15 protein-coding genes are annotated in these 18003 nt (G+C 55.7%); 10 read left to right on the top strand and 5 right to left on the bottom strand.

Translation table 11 applies throughout. The annotated features are described in order from the left end of the window. Position 1: 1 nt before the first annotated feature. Both IT893_RS14390 and IT893_RS14385 read right to left on the bottom strand, forming a co-directional pair. Positions 2–478 (bottom strand): GNAT family N-acetyltransferase, encoded by a 477-nt coding sequence (locus IT893_RS14390; protein WP_197145581.1) that lies wholly within the window; start codon positions 476–478, stop codon positions 2–4. A gap of 157 nt (positions 479–635) precedes the next feature. Next, complete coding sequence (locus tag IT893_RS14385; RefSeq protein WP_252723964.1) at positions 636–1670, bottom strand: sensor domain-containing diguanylate cyclase; 1035 nt, start codon at positions 1668–1670, stop codon at positions 636–638. A 249-nt stretch (positions 1671–1919) separates the two neighbouring features. Between IT893_RS14385 and IT893_RS14380 the strand changes: the two genes are divergently transcribed. Together IT893_RS14380 and IT893_RS14375 are read left to right on the top strand one after the other, a co-directional pair. After that, positions 1920–2627 carry a TIGR00266 family protein gene (locus IT893_RS14380; RefSeq protein WP_063088864.1) on the top strand — a complete coding sequence of 236 codons (708 nt, stop codon included), beginning with the start codon at positions 1920–1922 and terminating at the stop codon, positions 2625–2627. A 276-nt stretch (positions 2628–2903) separates the two neighbouring features. Then, positions 2904–4307 carry an FAD-linked oxidase C-terminal domain-containing protein gene (locus IT893_RS14375; RefSeq protein ID WP_197145580.1) on the top strand — a complete coding sequence of 468 codons (1404 nt, stop codon included), beginning with the start codon at positions 2904–2906 and terminating at the stop codon, positions 4305–4307. A gap of 66 nt (positions 4308–4373) precedes the next feature. Here the strand turns inward: IT893_RS14375 and IT893_RS14370 are convergent, their stop codons facing one another. Together IT893_RS14370 and IT893_RS14365 are read right to left on the bottom strand one after the other, a co-directional pair. Continuing rightward, complete coding sequence (locus IT893_RS14370) at positions 4374–5462, bottom strand: lipid A deacylase LpxR family protein (RefSeq protein WP_197145579.1); 1089 nt, start codon at positions 5460–5462, stop codon at positions 4374–4376. Positions 5463–5734: 272 nt separating this feature from the next. Beyond that, positions 5735–6571, bottom strand: coding sequence for a DUF2189 domain-containing protein (locus tag IT893_RS14365; RefSeq protein ID WP_197145578.1), 837 nt, complete (start codon positions 6569–6571; stop codon positions 5735–5737). Positions 6572–6617: 46 nt separating this feature from the next. Between IT893_RS14365 and IT893_RS14360 the strand changes: the two genes are divergently transcribed. From IT893_RS14360 to queG, 8 genes are all read left to right on the top strand, one after another. Next, positions 6618–6902 carry a hypothetical protein gene (locus IT893_RS14360; protein ID WP_197145577.1) on the top strand — a complete coding sequence of 95 codons (285 nt, stop codon included), beginning with the start codon at positions 6618–6620 and terminating at the stop codon, positions 6900–6902. 135 nt (positions 6903–7037) lie between these two features. Continuing rightward, positions 7038–10616, top strand: a complete 3579-nt coding sequence (locus tag IT893_RS14355) for an AsmA family protein (RefSeq protein WP_197145576.1) — start codon at positions 7038–7040, stop codon at positions 10614–10616. 170 nt (positions 10617–10786) lie between these two features. Next, positions 10787–12313 (top strand): inorganic phosphate transporter, encoded by a 1527-nt coding sequence (locus IT893_RS14350; RefSeq protein WP_040822812.1) that lies wholly within the window; start codon positions 10787–10789, stop codon positions 12311–12313. Positions 12314–12544: 231 nt separating this feature from the next. Further along, positions 12545–13090, top strand: a complete 546-nt coding sequence (locus tag IT893_RS14345) for a VUT family protein (RefSeq protein ID WP_064779569.1) — start codon at positions 12545–12547, stop codon at positions 13088–13090. A gap of 120 nt (positions 13091–13210) precedes the next feature. Beyond that, entirely contained in the window at positions 13211–14263 is a 1053-nt protein-coding gene (gene queA, locus IT893_RS14340; RefSeq protein ID WP_197145575.1) for a tRNA preQ1(34) S-adenosylmethionine ribosyltransferase-isomerase QueA, read from the top strand. Positions 14264–14269: 6 nt separating this feature from the next. Next, complete coding sequence (tgt, locus tag IT893_RS14335; protein WP_197145574.1) at positions 14270–15412, top strand: tRNA guanosine(34) transglycosylase Tgt; 1143 nt, start codon at positions 14270–14272, stop codon at positions 15410–15412. Between the two features lie 3 nt (positions 15413–15415). Next, positions 15416–15883, top strand: coding sequence for a preQ(1) synthase (gene queF, locus IT893_RS14330; RefSeq protein ID WP_120224514.1), 468 nt, complete (start codon positions 15416–15418; stop codon positions 15881–15883). Positions 15884–16003: 120 nt separating this feature from the next. Further along, positions 16004–17158 (top strand): tRNA epoxyqueuosine(34) reductase QueG, encoded by a 1155-nt coding sequence (gene queG / locus IT893_RS14325; RefSeq protein ID WP_197145573.1) that lies wholly within the window; start codon positions 16004–16006, stop codon positions 17156–17158. Here the strand turns inward: queG and IT893_RS14320 are convergent, their stop codons facing one another. After that, complete coding sequence (locus IT893_RS14320; protein ID WP_197145572.1) at positions 17159–17944, bottom strand: phosphodiesterase; 786 nt, start codon at positions 17942–17944, stop codon at positions 17159–17161. It lies immediately after the preceding gene. Positions 17945–18003: the final 59 nt, after the last annotated feature.

The following is an 18003-nucleotide window of genomic DNA, read 5'->3' as shown; positions in this document are numbered from 1 at the left end:
GTCAAGCGGCACGCTGCATTTCAATCATCGGGACTTTCTGGTCATTGATCGGGCCGGTGACCATAAAGCCGAACTTGCGGTAAAACGCCTTGGCGCGTTCATTGGCCGCCGGGACGGTCAGGCGCACATTGCTGCGCACACCGCGTTCGGCCAGGGCATCAAGGGCGGCAATCATCAATGCCTTGCCCGCACCAGTGCCTTGTGCTGCGGGATCAACAACGATCCAGCGGATTTCAGGGGCATCATGGATGGCAATGACATAGCCCAGAAGATTATCGTCGCGGGCGGCGACATAGACCGAGTGATTGTCAGACTGCACACTGGCGGAAAAGGCATCAACCGCCAATTCAATCACACTGCGGGCATGGATGCTGGTTGTCTCATCAAGGTCTTCGACCAGACAGCCGAGCTCTATCGTGCGTTCGGAAATCGCACGTATTTCAGGCAGGTCGTCTGCGGTGCCTTTGCGTATTTGCATGTCGTGCGCTCTAAGTCATTGTTCTTTCGGGTCAGACCCTTTGAGATCAGTTTCACTTAAAAACAATACCGGGAGGTTAATGACATACTGCCTTCAAGGGTGGGGATGACAGTTCGGATATGCGCAGGCAGTCGCTGGGCCAAGCGTTGGTGGGCGATTATTTGCGGCGGCTTTTTTTGTCGCGATACATCTCGAGATCGGCAATCGCCATCATGTCCTCAAGGCTTTTATCAAGCGGCTCGAAGAAGACCGACGCACCGGAACTGATTTGCGGTGTTTCGCGGATCGGGGATTTGGCGGTCGGCACGGTAAGTTTGACGTGATCAAGGGCGTTGCGCACACGGGTGACAATGGTCGTCAGATCGCCGCGATTGCGCACATAGCCGAGAACAGCGAATTCATCCCCGCCGATGCGCCCGCAAATATCAACCTCGCGGATGCTGTCTGTGATCGCCTTGCCAACGGCACGAAGGGCAGCATCCCCGGCGGCATGGCCGTAATCATCGTTCCAGTGTTTCATGTCATCAAGATCGATAAAGATGATCCCGATATTGTGGTGATAGCGTTTGGCGATGCGGATTTTCTGATGGGCCAGCATCTCAAACCCGGCGCGGTTGTTCATGCCGGTCAGCGGATCGGTCATCGAGAGGTTGCGCATGATTTCGTATTGCTCGTACAGGCGCAAATCGGCTTCGATCAGGTCGCGAAAGACCTCCATCAATTCCTGCAACGGGTTTTCATACTGCGTGGCTTTGGTGTCAAACACGCAAAGGGTCCCGAAAACCAGGCCATTTGGCCACAAAAGCGGCACCCCGAAATAGGAAATATAGCCTTCCTCGACGACTTCGGGATTGTCGGCCCATTCGGGCTTGTTGCTGGCGTCGGGTTCGTAAAAGGCTGACTTTGTGGCAACCACCCGGCGGCAATACAAATTGGCGTCAAGCGATTGCGGTTTTCCCGAAACTTCGGGAAACGGATTTTCCGGGTTCTTGCTTGTCAGGGCGGCGCGAAAACCGATCTTGTCATTATATTCGACAACATATCCGGCCGTGGCACCAAGAAGCTGCGTCATCAGGTCGACGACACGTTGCCACTTATCAAGCGACGCCTTCATCACCTCGTCCTGAGTGATCCAGTCGAATTTCCTAAGCAAGACCATCGCAAGTGCCTTTGTCCGAAGCCGATCAATCATCCTGATCGCCGTAATATACATTATAGCATGGTATTATTAGGACTATACGAAACCTCTTAACAAAATGCTTTCGCTTCAACATCTTGACGAGGGTGTTTCAGTCTCACGTATAGTTCTGCAAAATTGATGGTCTTTGGTGACTTTGGGGGCGCTTGTCGTGTTTTTGCCCCTTTTTCTTGCGATTGAAACCGCGAGGTTCCAAACTTGGCCGTAAAGCACGGTTAGTTCAGAAAAGCAGGAGACGCCCAGATGGCAGACGTGATCGATTATACGATCCATGGCGAAGAGATGCAGCTGGTTGAAATCGAACTCGATCCGGGCGAGGGCGTCCGGGCAGAAGCTGGCGCCATGATGTATATGAGCGATGGCATCGCCATGCAGACCGGTACCGGTGGCGGGCTGTTTTCCGGCTTCAAGCGCATGCTGACGGGCGAGGGATTCTTTATCACAAGCTTTGTCCATGAAGGATCGGGCAAGGGGCATGTCGCCTTTGCCGCCCCCTATCCGGGCAAGGTGGTGCCGCTTGATCTGGGTGAACATGGTGGTGAGATTATCTGTCAGAAGGATGCGTTTCTGTGCGCGGCATCGGGCATAGATATTGATATCGCCTTTTCCAAAAAACTCGGCGCAGGTCTTTTCGGTGGGGAGGGCTTTATCCTTCAACGGCTGAGCGGCGATGGCCTGGCCTTCATGCATGCGGGCGGCACGATTATTCGCAAGGATCTTAAGCCGGGCCAGACGCTTCGGGTGGATACCGGTGCGTTGGTCGCGATGACGCCATCGGTTGATTATTCGATCAAGTTTGTTGGCGGGTTTACCAACGCGCTGTTCGGCGGCGAAGGCCTGTTCGTCACGACCCTGGAAGGGCCGGGGACAGTTTGGCTGCAAAGCCTGCCATTCGCGCGTCTGGCAGACCGGATTGCCGCCGCCCTGCCACAGGATCGCAACAAGGGCTAGGGCATCGGGCCCTGCGTAATCCGATGCCGTTTCATGGTGTCAAAAACGGGTGGAGATATCGCCAGAACTTGGGCTTGCGCGATATCTCCACATCCTTTTCAGATCCCGACCGTAAGAATTTTTTGCAAGGTTTGGGCAAAAGGTAATACCAATTTCGGGCATCTCGGCGTAGGGTGTTTGCCAAATTTCTATCCGGTGCTGTCTTCCCCACAGATTTGAGGCGCACCGGGAAGCGACAGCCGCCATCAGGACCACACAGGCCGAAAGAGTAAAATCATGTCAGTTCGTGAATATGAACGTATCGAAACCCCGGAAAGTCTGATCAACGCCTTGCGCGAGATGCTTGGTGATCGGCTTTCGACGGCCGCATCCGTGCTTGAACAGCATGGCAAGGACGAAAGCTGGCATGAAGCATCGCCACCGGATGCTGTGGTCTTTGCCCACTCGACCGAGGAAGTGGCCGAGGTGGTCAAGCTGTGTGCTGCGCACGAAGTTCCGATTGTGCCGTTTGGTACCGGTTCGTCGCTTGAAGGGCATGTCGCCGCCCTGCGTGGGGGTATCTGCATTGACGTTTCACAGATGAACAACATCCTTGAGGTTAATAACGAGGATCTTGATTGCCGCGTTCAGGCCGGTGTGACCCGTGAACAGCTGAATGATCATCTGCGCGATACCGGGTTGTTCTTCCCGATTGATCCGGGTGCCAATGCCTCCATCGGCGGGATGACGGCGACCCGTGCGTCAGGTACCAATGCGGTGCGATATGGCACGATGCGTGAAAACGTCCTTAGCCTGACCGTGGTGACCCCGGATGGCAAAATCATCAAAACGGCCAACCGCGCGCGTAAATCATCAGCCGGTTATGACCTGACCCGTCTGTTTGTCGGTTCCGAAGGAACGCTGGGTGTTATCACCGAAATCGGCCTGAAGCTGTATGGTATCCCCGAGGCGATGTCGGCCGCCGTCTGCGCCTTCCCGACGGTGGAAGATGCGGTTAACACCGTCATCCTGACCATCCAGGCTGGCATTCCTGTCGCCCGTATCGAGTTCCTTGATCCGTTGCAGGTCCGTGCAGTGAATAACTATTCCAAGCTGGACCACAAGGAAGCCCCGACCCTGTTCTTCGAATTCCATGGCACCGAAGCCGGGGTGAAGGAACAGGCAGAATTCGTCCAATCGGTTGCCGAGGAATTCGGTGCCGAGGAATTCCAGTGGGCCACCCGCCAGGAAGACCGCAACAAGCTTTGGGCCGCACGTCACAAGGCCTATTACGCGTCGCTTCAGCTTGAACCGGGCAAGGCCGGCATGCCGACCGATGTCTGTGTGCCGATTTCCAAACTGGCCGAGGCAATTTCTGAAACCCGTGCTGATTGCGATGCCAGCCCGCTGACCTGCACGATCATCGGTCATGTCGGCGATGGCAACTTCCACACCCTGATCCTGCTGGATCCCGAGGATCCGGCCCAGATGGAAGAAGCCAACCGTCTGCACAAGCGCATGGTCGAACGGGCGCTTAAACTTGGCGGCACCTGCACCGGCGAACATGGCATTGGCTATGGCAAGCTTGATTTCATGGTGACAGAGCATGGCGAAGACACCATTGCCGTCATGCGGGCGATCAAAAACGCCCTTGATCCCAAAGGTCTGATGAATCCGGGCAAGCTGATCCCGGGTCTTTGATATCATCAGACCAATAGGGATATCTCATTGAAAACGGGGCCATTTGGCCCCGTTTTTGTTTTCGGATCAGAACCGGAAGGAAAGCGAAAGCGACCCGAACTGGTCCGCCCCGCTTTGGGCGGTGAATTCCGGGGTGCGATAAACATGGGTGTAGGTCAGGCGCGCCTGACCGATGATCACGGCAAGACCGATCTGCAAATCACCAACCCATGGTTCCTTATCGACCGAAGCACTGTCAGCAAAGGTGTTGCCATCAAGGGTGATGTCACGCGCCACATAACGCCCGGCAAAACCGGCAAAGACATAACCGCTCAGCGGGAAGCCTTCGGTGTCGGGAACAAAGAAATCCGATCCCGGCAGGCTGGGGCGGATGCGCGGCGGGCCATAATCAGCCGGCAGGTCAAAGCCCATCCGGAACATCGTGCCCAGTTCCGCATTGGTAAAGGCGTTGCCCAGCGTCACGGCCCCGTGCGGGGTGGCGTCAAATTCAACACCCAACAGATCGGCTTCGAACCAGCCACGATATTTCCGTTCATAGGTCAGGCCAATTATCGGTTCGTTCTTGATCTGATTGTCCCAGCCTTCGGGGTGGGGGCTATTGATTTGCTTATGCACAAACGACTGCGTTTCATCGGCAAGCGATGCCGGACCAACCACGCCAAGGGTCAGTTCCAGCGTATCAATGCGCGAATAGTTACTATCCGATCCATTTTTCTGCAGACCAGTATCCGACAAAAGCCCCGCCGTGCCATACAGCATCCCGGCCCATGGGCGGTCATTGGGCTGATTTTCAGCAACCGTGATGTCGTCGGGCGTGTACATGGTCTGGCCCAAAGAATAGCTGGTGCGAATGCGCCCCTCGGATGCGAAAAACGGGATTTGCTTGGCAACGTTCAGAAAGCTCGCCGGGGCATTATCCTCTGGCGAGATAAAGGCAAGCCGCACACCGTTGGTGTAATGCTGATCACTGTTTGTCGGCGTGAACAGATCGTTTTCAACCGAAAGCGATACACCCCATTTGTCATCCGGGGTCCGGGTAGATTGCGGGCCATCGGCTGTATTGGTTTGTGCAAAAGCCCCTTGGGTACCCGCAAGCAGCGCGAACAGGGATGCGGAAACGGCGATAACGTGGCGGAGCGCACGGGCTTGATGCATGATCAAAAATAACTCGTAAATGCAGATGGTTGCCAGATGCTGATCTGTTGCCGACTGATCTTGGACAATTTATGGCAACGACGCCAGTGAAGTTTGCGGGTGCGTGATCGATATCTCGCTGCCTTATACGCAGGTCAATCGCCACAAAGCTTAAACTGCTGGTCGAGATATTTGTTCCCATGCATGCGTCGGTTCTGCGCAAATAATTTGCGCAACAAAAAACGCCGCCCTTGGAATGGGCGGCGTTTACAGATCAGTTAGCAGAAAGATGCTTACGGAACCTGACGGCGCAGGCGGGCGACTTCAGCCTGACTTTCATCGATGATCCCGCGATAGGCATGCCAGCTTGAAAAGCCCAGAAGCGGCATGGTGATGGCAAGCCCGAACAGGAAGACGACCATCCCGCAAGCAGACAGGATGGCAATCACGGCCCCCCATCCAATCAAAACCTTCCAGTTTTTGCGAAACGCCGAAACGCTGATGATAACGGCGGTAATCACATCGACATCGCGATCAACCAGAAGCGGGATCGATACCACCGATACCGCAAAGGCAATCACCGCCAACACCCCACCCAGCAAACCGCCGGTAATCAGGAAGGTGATTGCATCGCGCGAGAAGAAGGTTTGCCAGACCAGCACATCAAGCGATGGCATGGTGCCGTTGTAAAACAGGGCAAAAAGCAACATCGCAATGCGTGTCCACGCCAAAAAGAACAACATCAGCAAAACACCGATGGCGCCGATCTGGCCGGGATTGCGACGAAAACCACTCAGGCTGTGCCACAGGGTAACGTTTTCGCCCATCTCAAGACGGCGACTGGTTTCATAAAGTCCAACCGCAAGCACAGGTGCCAACAGCATAAAGCCCGCCGCAAGTGGCAAGGTCAGATAAGGTTCACCAGAACGGAAAATGCTGAGCACGATCAGCCAACCGGCAATGGTGCAAAACGCCCCATAGGTCAGGCCGATGGCCGGGGTTCGTTTGAAATCGCGCCAGCCTGCTTGCAGCCAGGCGCCTGATTGGTCGGTGGTGATGGTGCGTACAACGATTCCGCGTTGACCGGCGTCGACCGCTTTTTCCGGCGTTTCGATTATTGTATCGGTCATTTTAATCCTCCCTGTCGCGATTGCGTACAACGATCATCCGGGTGGAATGAAAGTCAGGATTGAATTCTTTTTCTGTTTTATAAAATGTATCATTTCGGAGGCCGATTTCCACCATCCAATTGATTTTAAACTACGTATTTCGCCGTTTGGTAAATTCGCAAATGGCGTTAAAGGTTTTCTTTCCGGGTATTCCGGTTCTATTTTTAATTTTTCAAAACAGTGCAATATCTGCCCGATGCTTGATCAAAGCCCTGCTTTGACACACATGAAGATGGTGCCGATGGAACTCATCGCACGATCCCGGCGTTACGGATGGATCAAGCTTGCCTGAAATTAGCTTTAATCTTTGGCCATTTTCTGTTGCGAGAGTCATCACGAGCCTTATGCTTTCGAACAAGAAATCAAACCTTTGTGGGTCGCGGCCTTTTTGGGCGGGGCGACCATGCGATCTAGCGGAGCCTGACTGTTGAAAAAAATCCTTGTCGCAATTGGTGCACTTCTCGTGGTTCTTGTCGCCGCGTTGCTGATCATTCCGTCATTGATTGACTGGAATGGCTATAAGGCCGAGGTCAGCCAGGCTGTTCGCGAGGCGACCGGACGTGAGCTTGATCTTGCGGGCGATCTGTCGATGTCGCTGATCCCGTCACCATCCCTGTCGGCAACGGATGTCAGCCTTGGCAATGTACCGGGCGCACAGGATGCCGAAATGGTGTCGATTGACGAGGTCCGGGTTTCCGTTGCGCTGATGCCGCTTTTGACCGGCAATGTGCAGGTGACCGAAGTCAGCCTGATCAATCCGGTGATCGCGATTGAGACCTTTGAAGATGGTTCGAACAATCTGGTATTTGACCCAGCGCAGGCCGCACGTTCCGGCCCGGACGCGGGAACGATCAGCACGCCGGGTACAGGTACTGAAACCACCCCGGCACCAGCCGAGAGCGCCGAGGGCAAGGCTGATGCTACGGACAGCACCGACAGTGATTTCGCCAGCACCATTCAGGTCGACCGTCTGGAAATTGAAAACGCGACCATCATCTATCGCGCGCCGGGCTCCGAAGAACGGATCGAGGGGCTTACCCTTGGCATATCGGCAGAGACCCTGAATGGCCCGATGGAGGGTGAAGGGTATGTTTTCTATCGCGGTATTCCGCTAACATTTGCGATGAATGTCGGGCAGATCAGCCAGACTGCACCGTTCCCGGTTAGCCTGAAACTGGGCATTGACGAGGTCGATGGCGGTGTCACCGTTGCCGGACGTGTCGATCTTTCAACGGATAATCCCGGTTTCGACGGCGAGATTGATGGCAATTTCGATGACCTGCGCGAAGCCGCCCTTCGGATTGCCGGCGACGATGCCGACATTCCCGATATAGCGGCCAAGCCGTTTGATCTTGGCGGGCACATCACGGCCAATGCCAAATCGGTAACGCTCAATGATCTTTCGATCCGGTTTGGTGAAACCCGCGGATCTGGCGCGATTGCCATCGATCAGGAACCGAGCCTCAATGCCGATGTTGCGCTTCGCTTCAATCAGCTTGATCTTGATAGCATCCTTGTTCTGGCCGATATGGGCAATACAGGCGCATCGCCTGCGTCCAGTGACGCCAACAGCGCGCCGGAAGCATCAAGCGACGCGGCAGGTGGCGCACAATCGATCCCGTCGCAAAGCTCGGTCAAGAAAAACGGTGCTGCCAATGCACCGGCGATCCCGGCGGATTTGAAGGCGTCGATCGATTTTGAAGTCGAAACCCTGATCTACAACCAGACGCCGGTCCATAATGCGCGGATCAACGCCGCAATTGCCAATAGCAAGATCACGCTGAACGAAGTCTCTGCCGGTCTTCCCGGCGGGACAGATGTATCTGTCTTTGGCAGCATTTCCGGTAATACGCCGGACTTGAGTGCCGCACTTAGCTATGAAGTGGCATCCGAAAACATTCGTGCGGTCATGCGTTGGCTGGGTGTTGATGTCGACGGCATTCGTGCCGACCGTCTGCGCCGGTTCTCCTTGACCGGCGGGATCAAGGGCACATCCGAACAACTCAATATTTCCGATCTTGATCTTCGCGTCGATGACACCGCCATTCGCGGGGCTGTTGTTGCCAATCTCGGCGGATCGGGCCTGCCTGCCTTGGGCATTGGTCTGAAGCTCGACCGGATCAACCTTGATCAGTATATCGCGGCTGCGCCGGATGCCGAAGTTTCCGTCTCTACGACTTCTGAGGCGGGCGGCAATGCATCGACCGGTGCGGCATCATCTTCATCGGATGCGGGCAATGCGTCTGCTGCCAAGCAGGATATGGTCAAGATCATCAAGGATGCGCTGGCACCCCTTGAAGGCATGGCCGCCAATTACCGATTGGCCGCTGATGAGATCATCTCTTCTGGTGTGTCGGTGCGTGGCATTTCAATTGATGGCAGCCTTAATGGTCCGAATATTACCCTGACCAATTTTGCGGTTGCCGATGCAGCTGGTCTTGCCGCCAGTGCAAAGGGCGCATTCAACGGTTCGGCCGATGTGCCGGCATTTGATAATTTGTCCGTGCGTATCACGGCCAAAACGCTGGAGCCGCTGGCGAAGCTGACGGGTATTACCCTCCCGGCACCGGCAAGCAGTTACAAGAGTGTTCAGGCAAATCTGGACCTGAATGGCCCGGTCACCGGGCCGACGGTTGCACTTGATGTGTCCAACCCGCTTTTGCAGGTTGCTCTTGATGGCGTTGTCTCGGAAATGCTCGGCAGCAATCCCGGCATTGATGGCAAGCTTGCCGTTCAGGCATCCAGCCTGAACCGTGCGCTGGAGCTTTTGGCACCAACCTACACGCCATCGGGCAATCTCGGCCGACTGGCAGTTTCCGGCACTGTGAAGGGCAATGCGCAGAATGTCGCGGTCGATGGGCTGAAGCTTATCCTCGGCGCATTTGAAACGTCGGGCAACGTGCGCTTTGATGCTTCACAGGCACAGCCCAAGCTTTCTGTCGCACTTTCCGGTGGCAAGCTTGTGGTGGATCCGTTCCTGCCAGCAGAAAAGCGTGCAAGCCTGATGCCCGGTATGGGCAGCGGCCCGCGCAAGGCAGCGTTCAATCTGCCGAAAACCACGATGGTTACGCGCGTTGATGCCCGCGACGGCACGCCGTGGGATGACACCGTGATTGATGTCTCGGCCCTTCGTTCGATTGATGCTGATATTGCGGTTGCCCTGGATCAGCTTGATTTCGATACCTACAGCCTGATCAATCCGGATCTGAAGGCAACGTTGGTTAACGGGCTTCTCAGCATTCCGAGCTTTACCGGGCTTCTGGGGCAGGGGGATCTTGCGATTAACGGCACCTTTGATGCGCGCAACACTGATGTGCCCAAACTGGCCCTTGCCGGTCGTTTGGACAGTGCGCGGATCGAAAGTCTGGTGCCGATCCGGGTGGCAAGTGACACCATCCTTGGCGGACTGGGACTGACATTTGATGCCAATGCGCAGGGCAATACATCCCGCCGTCTGGTGTCGGCCCTGAACGGTACAGCCAATCTGGTTTTGAATAATGTGCGGTTCAGTAATGCCGATAAACGGCCGCCGGATCCGCGCCTGAATATCGAAGCACTTCTGCGTCAGGGCCCGCAGGCCATGGTGGTTGAAGGTGTTGGCAACAACGATCTCATGCAATCGCTTGAAGCCGACATGACCATCACTAACGGCATTGCCAAAACCACCCGTGTCGAAGCACTGTCGCGGGTCGGCACAGCGGATGCGGATGCGACCCTTGATTTGCCGCGCTGGGTGATGGATACGCAGGCTGATTTCGATTTCTCCGAAAAGATCGAAGAATTGCCGCCGTTCAGCGTCTATGCCAAAGGCAAGATCGATGATCCGGTCATCACCGGACGCATGGACAAGGTTGCCGTTCGGGTTCTCGACAACCTGATCGACAAGGCACTGGGCGGCAGCGGATCAAGCAATGATTCATCGGGAACGGGTGGCTCTGGTGGCGGCTCTGCCGAGGATGCGGCCAAAGGCCTGCTGAAGGGGCTTTTGAACCAGTTCGGTCGCTGATATCAAATCCCTTGAAAATGTTGGAAAACGGCCCCGTTTTGTGGGGCCGTTTTTCTTTATCCTCAAAGACTTATCCGAAGGTCGTCATAAAACAGCAAAAAAACCTTAACAAAGAGGTCCGGCTTCGACATGATCCGCCCGTCGATTCCCTTTGATGGTAACGGTTGATTATGTCGGTAAAGAAAACTGCTCTGGATAAGGATCTCAAGTGGCAAAAACGCATGGATGCGGGGCTGGGTGAAACAGCATCGATCAGTGCGAAGCTTGGTCTGGCACTTGTCTTCCTGCTTGCCTGTAGTGCGTTTGTCGCCTTTCACATGGGCGGACTGCCGCAAAGTGGCTTCCTGATCGCCGCCGCCGTTATCGGTGGTTATATGGCGCTGAATATCGGGGCCAACGACGTTGCCAACAATGTTGGTCCGGCGGTGGGTTCCAAGGCGCTGACCATGGTTGGTGCCCTTTTGATTGCGGCCATATTCGAGGCCGCCGGTGCGATCATTGCCGGTGGCGATGTTGTCGGCACGATCAAGAACGGCATTATTGATCCCACCCAAATGCCCGATGCCCAAACCTTTGTCTGGGCGATGATGGCAGCCCTTCTGGCCGCGGCCCTTTGGCTGAACCTGGCGACCTGGTTTGGCGCGCCGGTCTCAACCACGCATTCGATTGTTGGTGGTGTCATGGGGGCTGGTATGGCCGCCGTTGGCATTGGGGCGGTAAACTGGCCGACCATGGGCACAATCGCCGCAAGTTGGGTGATCTCGCCGGTTCTGGGTGGTTTGATTGCTGCCGGGTTCCTGGCCTTTATCAAATTCCGCATTCTTTACACCGAAGACCGCGTGACCGCTGCACGCAAATGGGTTCCGATCTTGGTCGGCGTTATGGTCTCGGCCTTCACGATGTATCTGATGATGAAGGGTGTGAAGAAAATCTGGAAGGCCGAAACACCGGTTGTGATCGCCATTGGTGTTGCCGCGTTCTTCCTGACCGTGATCCCGGTTCGCAAGGCCGTCTTCCGTGCTTCGGCCAGCATGACCGGCCGTCGCAAGGAAATCGCATCGCTGTTTCGCATTCCGCTTGTCGTCTCAGCAGCCTTGCTGTCCTTTGCGCATGGCTCGAACGATGTTGCCAACGCGATTGGTCCGCTGGCCGCCATTGTTTCCGGTGTTGATAGCGGTCAGATCGTGACCTCGGCCCCGATCCCGATCTGGGTGATGGTCATCGGCGCGCTTGGTATTTCTGCCGGTCTGATCCTGTTTGGTCCGAAACTGATCAAGACGGTTGGATCAAAGATCACCAAGCTTGATCCGATCCGTGCCTATACCGTGGCATTGTCGGCGGCCCTTACGGTGATTGTCGCATCTGCACTGGGTCTTCCCGTCAGTTCGACCCACATTGCGGTTGGTGCTGTGTTCGGGGTTGGTTTCCTGCGTGAAAGCCTGTCGCATCGCCGTCGTAAGGTCGCATCGCCGATGTTGGTGGACCGTCCGGAAAACGAACAGGGCGATGAACATATCGAAGCGCTTCGTCAGATTGACCCGAGTGAGGCCGAAAAGGCCGAGAAGAAAATGCGCAAGCGTCTTCTGGTGCGTCGTCGCTATGCGGTGACGATTGCAACCGCGTGGGTGGTGACGGTTCCGGCCGGTGCCTTCCTCGGCGCGCTTCTGTTCTTCACCATTCGTGGCATCATGCTGTAACTTAAAACGAATATGGTTTCGCGGCGCGGCGCCCCATTTTCCCCGGGGCGACTTGCAGCGATCTGCAGCGGCGATCAGGTTTTCCTGATCGCCGTTTTTCCTTGACCGGACCTTGGTCTGCGCGTAAACAGCCGCACCAAAGTTACACAGAATCCGTTCGTGATCGTCGCCCAGTATGGTGGGCCGCGAGTTTTGTTATGCGTGGGTTCATTTGATGAGAAGGGCTAACAGATGAAAGCGATCATTTTCGGTGTCCTCGCCATGGCGGTGACCGTTGTTGCATCGAACATTCTGGTCGAATACCCGCTGCCCGGCGTTCTGGCGGACTGGCTGACCTATGGTGCCTTTACCTATCCGGTCGCTTTCCTTGTTACGGACCTGACCAACCGTGCCCGCGGTGCGGCGGCGGCACGGGTTGTCGTGCTGGCCGGTTTTGCGCTGGCGGTTGTTCTGTCCCTGATCGTTGCGGATACGCGCATTGCCATCGCATCGGGTTCGGCGTTTCTGATTGCCCAGATGCTTGATGTGACCGTGTTTGACAAACTGCGCCGTGCAAGCTGGTGGAAAGCACCGCTGGTGTCTTCCGGCATCGGGTCGGCGGTTGATACCGCCTTGTTCTTCTCGATCGCGTTTGCCGGTACGGGTCTTCCGTGGGATACCTGGGCGATGGGTGATTTCGCTGCCAAGATGATCATGGCGCTTACCTGTCTGGCGCCGTTCCGTCTTTTGATGACGGTGATTACACCGCGCACTGATGCGGAACCGGCCCGCGGCTGATATCGGTTTGGACCCTAAGGCGTATCAGATATGCCGTCCGTGACCTTGTGATTTCTTCTGAAGGGGCGCATAACACGCCCCTTCATTTGTTTTTTTAATTGAGCGGAATTTCCCTGATCCATGAAAGTCGATCTGTTCGATTTTGAATTGCCGCGCGAACGCATTGCCGAACATCCGGCCAATCCGCGTGATGCTGCCCGTATGCTTGATTTGTCAGGCGAAGGAATGCAGGACCGCATCGTGCGCGAATTGCCCGATATTTTGCGTTCCGGTGATCTGCTGATTTCAAATGATACGCGTGTGATCCCGGCCCGCCTGTTTGGCAAACGTGGGGATGCCAAGGTTGAGGTTACCCTGCATAAACAGGAAGGCCTTGGCACCTGGGTGGCCTTCGCCAAACCGGCCAAGAAGCTGCGCATCGGGGAAACCTTCAAGGTCAATGACGAATTCGAAGCCGAAGTTCTTGCCAAGAAGGACGGCGGCGAAGTGACCCTGCGCTTTAACAAATCCGGTGCTGACCTGATTGCGGCACTCGAAAAATACGGCGTGATGCCGCTGCCGCCCTATATCCGGCGTGACGCCGGTGGCGATGATCAGGATAAATCAGATTATCAGACCATCTTTGCCCAAAAGGATGGCGCGGTGGCAGCCCCGACGGCGGGTTTGCATTTTACCCCGGAACTTCTGGCCAATCTGGATGCGCGCGGGATCAATCGCCGGACGATTACGCTTCATGTCGGGGCGGGTACCTTCCTGCCGGTCAAGGTCGATGATACCGATGATCACAAGATGCATGCCGAATGGGGTTCGATCAGCAAGGAAATCGCCGATCTGATCAACGAAACCCGCGCCAATGGCGGGCGTGTGGTTGCGGTCGGGACCACGTCTCTGCGTCTGCTCGAAAGTGCGGCGCGCGAGGACGGGGTGGTTGAACCGTTCGAGGCAGAGACCGACATCTTTATCACGCCCGGTTATAAATTCCGCGCAGTGGATATGTTGCTGACCAATTTCCACCTGCCGCGTTCGACCCTGTTTATGCTGGTGTCGGCCTTTGCCGGGTTTGAGCGGATGAAGGCGGCCTATCAGCACGCTATCGACAACGAATACCGTTTTTATTCCTATGGCGATTGCAGCCTGCTTGAATGCGCCAACAAAATTGATGCACGGACATAAGAACCGATGACCGAATTTCGCTATGAATTGCTTGCCCAGGATGGCAAGGCCCGTCTGGGGCGCATCCACACCGCGCACGGCGTGATTGATACGCCGACTTTCATGCCGGTGGGGACGGCCGCCACGGTGAAGGGCATGCTGCCGGAAAACGTTGCCGACACGGGTGCGCAGATCCTTTTGGGCAATACGTACCACCTGATGCTGCGTCCGGGTGCAGAACGCATCGCACGTCTGGGGGGCCTGCACAAATTCATGAACTGGGACAAGCCGATCCTGACCGATAGCGGTGGGTATCAGGTGATGTCACTGGCGAAGCTGCGCAAGATCACCGAAGAAGGTGTGACGTTTAAAAGCCACATCGATGGTCGCAAGTTCAACCTGACACCCGAACGCTCGATGGAAATCCAGCATCTTTTGGGATCGACCATCACCATGGCGTTTGATGAATGCACCCCGTTCCCGGCAACCGAACAGCAAGCGCGCGAAAGCATGCAGATGTCGATGCGCTGGGCAAAGAGGTCGAAGGATGCGTTTGTTAACCGCGAGGGCTATGCGCTTTATGGCATTCAGCAGGGCAGCGTTTTTGAAAACCTGCGGCGTGAAAGCTCCGAAAAGCTGGCTGAGCTCGACCTGCCGGGCCACTCGGTTGGTGGTCTTGCGGTGGGCGAAGGCCAGCAGATCATGTTTGATACGCTTGATTTCTGCGTTGATATGCTGCCTGCCAACAAGCCGCGCTATCTGATGGGGGTTGGCAAGCCGTCCGATCTTGTCGGTGGGGTGATGCGCGGCATTGACCAGTTTGACTGCGTGCTGCCGACCCGGTCCGGGCGCAATGCACAGGCCTTTACCCATCGCGGGACGCTGAACCTTAAAAACGGCCGCCATCGCGATGATGATCGTCCGCTGGATGATCAGTGCGGCTGCCCGGCCTGCACGAAATATTCGCGTGCCTATCTGCATCACCTGATCAAGGCGGGGGAAATCCTCGGTGCGGTTCTGCTGACCTGGCATAACCTTGCTTATTATCAGGACTTGATGCGTGGCATGCGCGAAGCGATTGCCGACGGACGCATGGACGCCTTCGCGCGCGATTTCCATGCCGGACAGGAAGGCGGGGACATCGATCCCATGCCGATTATCGAGGACTAAGCCATGGCTGATCAAACCATCTACGACAACCTGACCATGCTGGGCGGTGACACCCAACAGCCGGCATCGCCAGACGAAGCGGTTCTGGAACGCGTACAAAACCCTCAGGCCGGAACCGATTATTGCGTGCGGTTTGTCGCACCTGAATTCACATCCCTTTGCCCGATCACCGGCCAGCCGGATTTCGCCCATCTGGTGATTGATTATGTGCCCGGTGACTGGCTGGTTGAAAGCAAGTCGCTGAAGCTTTTCCTGACGTCGTTCCGCAACCATGGATCTTTCCATGAAGATTGCACGATCAAGGTCGGCAAGCGGATTGTCGAAACCCTTGATCCGAAGTGGCTGCGTATCGGGGGGTATTGGTATCCGCGCGGCGGGATTCCGATCGACGTGTTCTACCAGACCGGACCGGCACCCGAAGGTGTCTGGATCCCCGAACAGGGCGTGGCCCCGTATCGCGGGCGGGGCTAGAGCCTGCGTTTATGAGTTTGTTAAAAAGGCCGCAGCATCATGTTGCGGCCTTTTGCGTTATGATTGGAAGGCGATATAACGCGCCAAAGAATAAACAGGCCGGATGATTGAACGGATGCCATGACCACCAGGACGCGCCAAAATATCACGTTTGAACTGCTTCAGGCCAAAGCCCGTGAAATCGGCTTTGATGTCTGTGGTGTGGCGCGTCCGAAAATTGATGCGCGTAATCAGCAACGTCTTGATGAATTTGTCGCGGGTGGTGAATACGGTTCGATGGCGTGGATGAATGATCCTGAACGCCTGCCGCGCCGGCGCGACCCGGAAATGCTGTGGCCCGATGTCAAATCAGTGATTGTCCTTGGTAGTAATTATGGCCCGGCGGAAAATCCGATGGCACTGCTGGATCATCCCGACCGGGCGATGATTTCGGTTTATGCCAAGAACAAGGACTATCACGACCTGATCAAAAAGCGCCTGAAGCAGTTGGCACGCTGGGTTATTGAACAGTCGGGCGGGGCGGAACAGGTCAAGGTTTTCGTCGATACTGCGCCGGTTCTCGAAAAGCCGTTGGGGCAGGCATCCGGGATCGGGTGGCAGGGAAAGCACACCAACCTTGTGTCGCGCGAATTTGGCAGTTGGCTGTTTCTGGGCGAGATTTTTACGACCCTTGATCTGCCGGAAGCCGAACCGGAAGTCGATCATTGCGGGTCGTGCACCAAATGCCTGTCGGCCTGTCCGACCGATGCCTTTCCGGCCCCCTATAAGCTTGATGCGCGCAGGTGCATTTCGTATCTGACGATTGAACATGACGGGCCGATCCCGCGGGAATTCCGCAAACCGATGGGCAATCGCATTTATGGCTGTGATGATTGTCTGGCCGTGTGCCCGTGGAACAAGTTTGCCAGCCGGACCGAAGAACTGGCCTTTATCCCGCGCGTCGAACTGACGGCACCAAGGTTGGCCGATTTCCTTGATCTGGATGACGCCGGGTTTCGGGCGTTCTTTACCGGATCGCCGATCAAGCGCATCGGTCGGGCGAAGTTCCTGCGCAATGTTCTGATTGCAGCCGGCAATAGCAAGGCGCCGCGCCTGATCCCGCGCATTGAAAATCTGCTATCAGATGAAAGTGCCCTGATCCGTGCCAGTGCGGTCTGGGCCCTGTCGCAACTGATGAGTGCTGCTGAATTTGCCAGTCTCAAGGACATTCACGCTAAAATCGAAAGTGACCCGGTTGTTCTGGCGGAATGGGATCAGGCCAGTAACGCCGACTGATCACAATTGCATATCGAACTTCACGAAATTGAAGTGATAACGAAGCCCGCCCTTGGCATCGGCAAAGGCAATGCCATAGCCCGGCCCAAGCGGGTTGGGGTCCTGAAGCTCTTCTTCTTTTTCATGGCGGAAATCAAGCGGTTCACCCGACTGGGTGCTGTTGCCCAAAACAAACGGGACGCCCAGCCAGGTACCTGTTGCCGGGCGATGCAGATGGCCAAAGAACAGATGTTTGATTTGCGGGTTGCTTGATACGATTTCACCAAGTGCGTCTTCGGCATCCAGGCGAATGGTATCCATAAATGGCAGGCCCATTGCCATCGGCGGATGATGCATGAACAGGAAGGATGGCGTGTCCCGATGTGCCGTTAGTTCGTCGCGCAGCCAGTCAAGGCGTTGCGCACAAAGCGTGCCGTGATGATGGCCGGGCACGATGCTATCCATCATGACAAAACGCACGCCGTTGAAGGTTTGCCCGAAATTGACAAAGCCATGGGTGTCGGTTTCCGTTGTCGGGAAGGCATCACAAAATGCTTCGCGGATGTCGTGATTGCCCGGAATAATCAGATAGGGAATGGCAAGATCAGATAAAATATCGACAGCATTTTCATACTGTTCCGGCGTCCCTCGGTGGGTGATGTCGCCGGTGATGATGCAGATTTCCGCGTCGCTGTGATAGGTGTTTACCTCGTCAATGACCTTGCGGAGTGTCGCGGCCGCATCAGGCAAGCGCGACACATCATTTCGCGCCAGAATATGAAGGTCGGAAAGATGTATGAATTTCATGTCGATGCCCTATCATGGCGGAAAGCTTTTGAAATCATGGTCGTTTTTGCGCCGGAATT

Source organism: Thalassospira sp. A40-3 (genome assembly GCF_015871485.1).
Lineage (GTDB): Bacteria > Pseudomonadota > Alphaproteobacteria > Rhodospirillales > Thalassospiraceae > Thalassospira > Thalassospira tepidiphila.
The sequence above is the reverse complement of the archived record's forward strand: the minus strand, read 5'-3'. Positions and strand labels throughout refer to the sequence as shown.

What these genes read in the sequence shown, in the direction of transcription:
- IT893_RS14345 (WP_064779569.1), top strand. Translation starts at nt 12,545, where the DNA reads ATGAAAGCGATCATTTTCGGTGTCCTCGCCATGGCGGTGACCGTTGTT.
- IT893_RS14370 (WP_197145579.1), bottom strand. Translation starts at nt 5,462, where the DNA reads ATGCATCAAGCCCGTGCGCTCCGCCACGTTATCGCCGTTTCCGCATCC.
- tgt (WP_197145574.1), top strand. Translation starts at nt 14,270, where the DNA reads ATGACCGAATTTCGCTATGAATTGCTTGCCCAGGATGGCAAGGCCCGT.
- IT893_RS14350 (WP_040822812.1), top strand. Translation starts at nt 10,787, where the DNA reads ATGTCGGTAAAGAAAACTGCTCTGGATAAGGATCTCAAGTGGCAAAAA.
- IT893_RS14320 (WP_197145572.1), bottom strand. Translation starts at nt 17,944, where the DNA reads ATGAAATTCATACATCTTTCCGACCTTCATATTCTGGCGCGAAATGAT.
- IT893_RS14365 (WP_197145578.1), bottom strand. Translation starts at nt 6,571, where the DNA reads ATGACCGATACAATAATCGAAACGCCGGAAAAAGCGGTCGACGCCGGT.
- queG (WP_197145573.1), top strand. Translation starts at nt 16,004, where the DNA reads ATGACCACCAGGACGCGCCAAAATATCACGTTTGAACTGCTTCAGGCC.
- IT893_RS14380 (WP_063088864.1), top strand. Translation starts at nt 1,920, where the DNA reads ATGGCAGACGTGATCGATTATACGATCCATGGCGAAGAGATGCAGCTG.
- queA (WP_197145575.1), top strand. Translation starts at nt 13,211, where the DNA reads ATGAAAGTCGATCTGTTCGATTTTGAATTGCCGCGCGAACGCATTGCC.
- IT893_RS14385 (WP_252723964.1), bottom strand. Translation starts at nt 1,670, where the DNA reads ATGATTGATCGGCTTCGGACAAAGGCACTTGCGATGGTCTTGCTTAGG.
- IT893_RS14375 (WP_197145580.1), top strand. Translation starts at nt 2,904, where the DNA reads ATGTCAGTTCGTGAATATGAACGTATCGAAACCCCGGAAAGTCTGATC.
- IT893_RS14390 (WP_197145581.1), bottom strand. Translation starts at nt 478, where the DNA reads ATGCAAATACGCAAAGGCACCGCAGACGACCTGCCTGAAATACGTGCG.
- queF (WP_120224514.1), top strand. Translation starts at nt 15,416, where the DNA reads ATGGCTGATCAAACCATCTACGACAACCTGACCATGCTGGGCGGTGAC.
- IT893_RS14360 (WP_197145577.1), top strand. Translation starts at nt 6,618, where the DNA reads ATGAAAGTCAGGATTGAATTCTTTTTCTGTTTTATAAAATGTATCATT.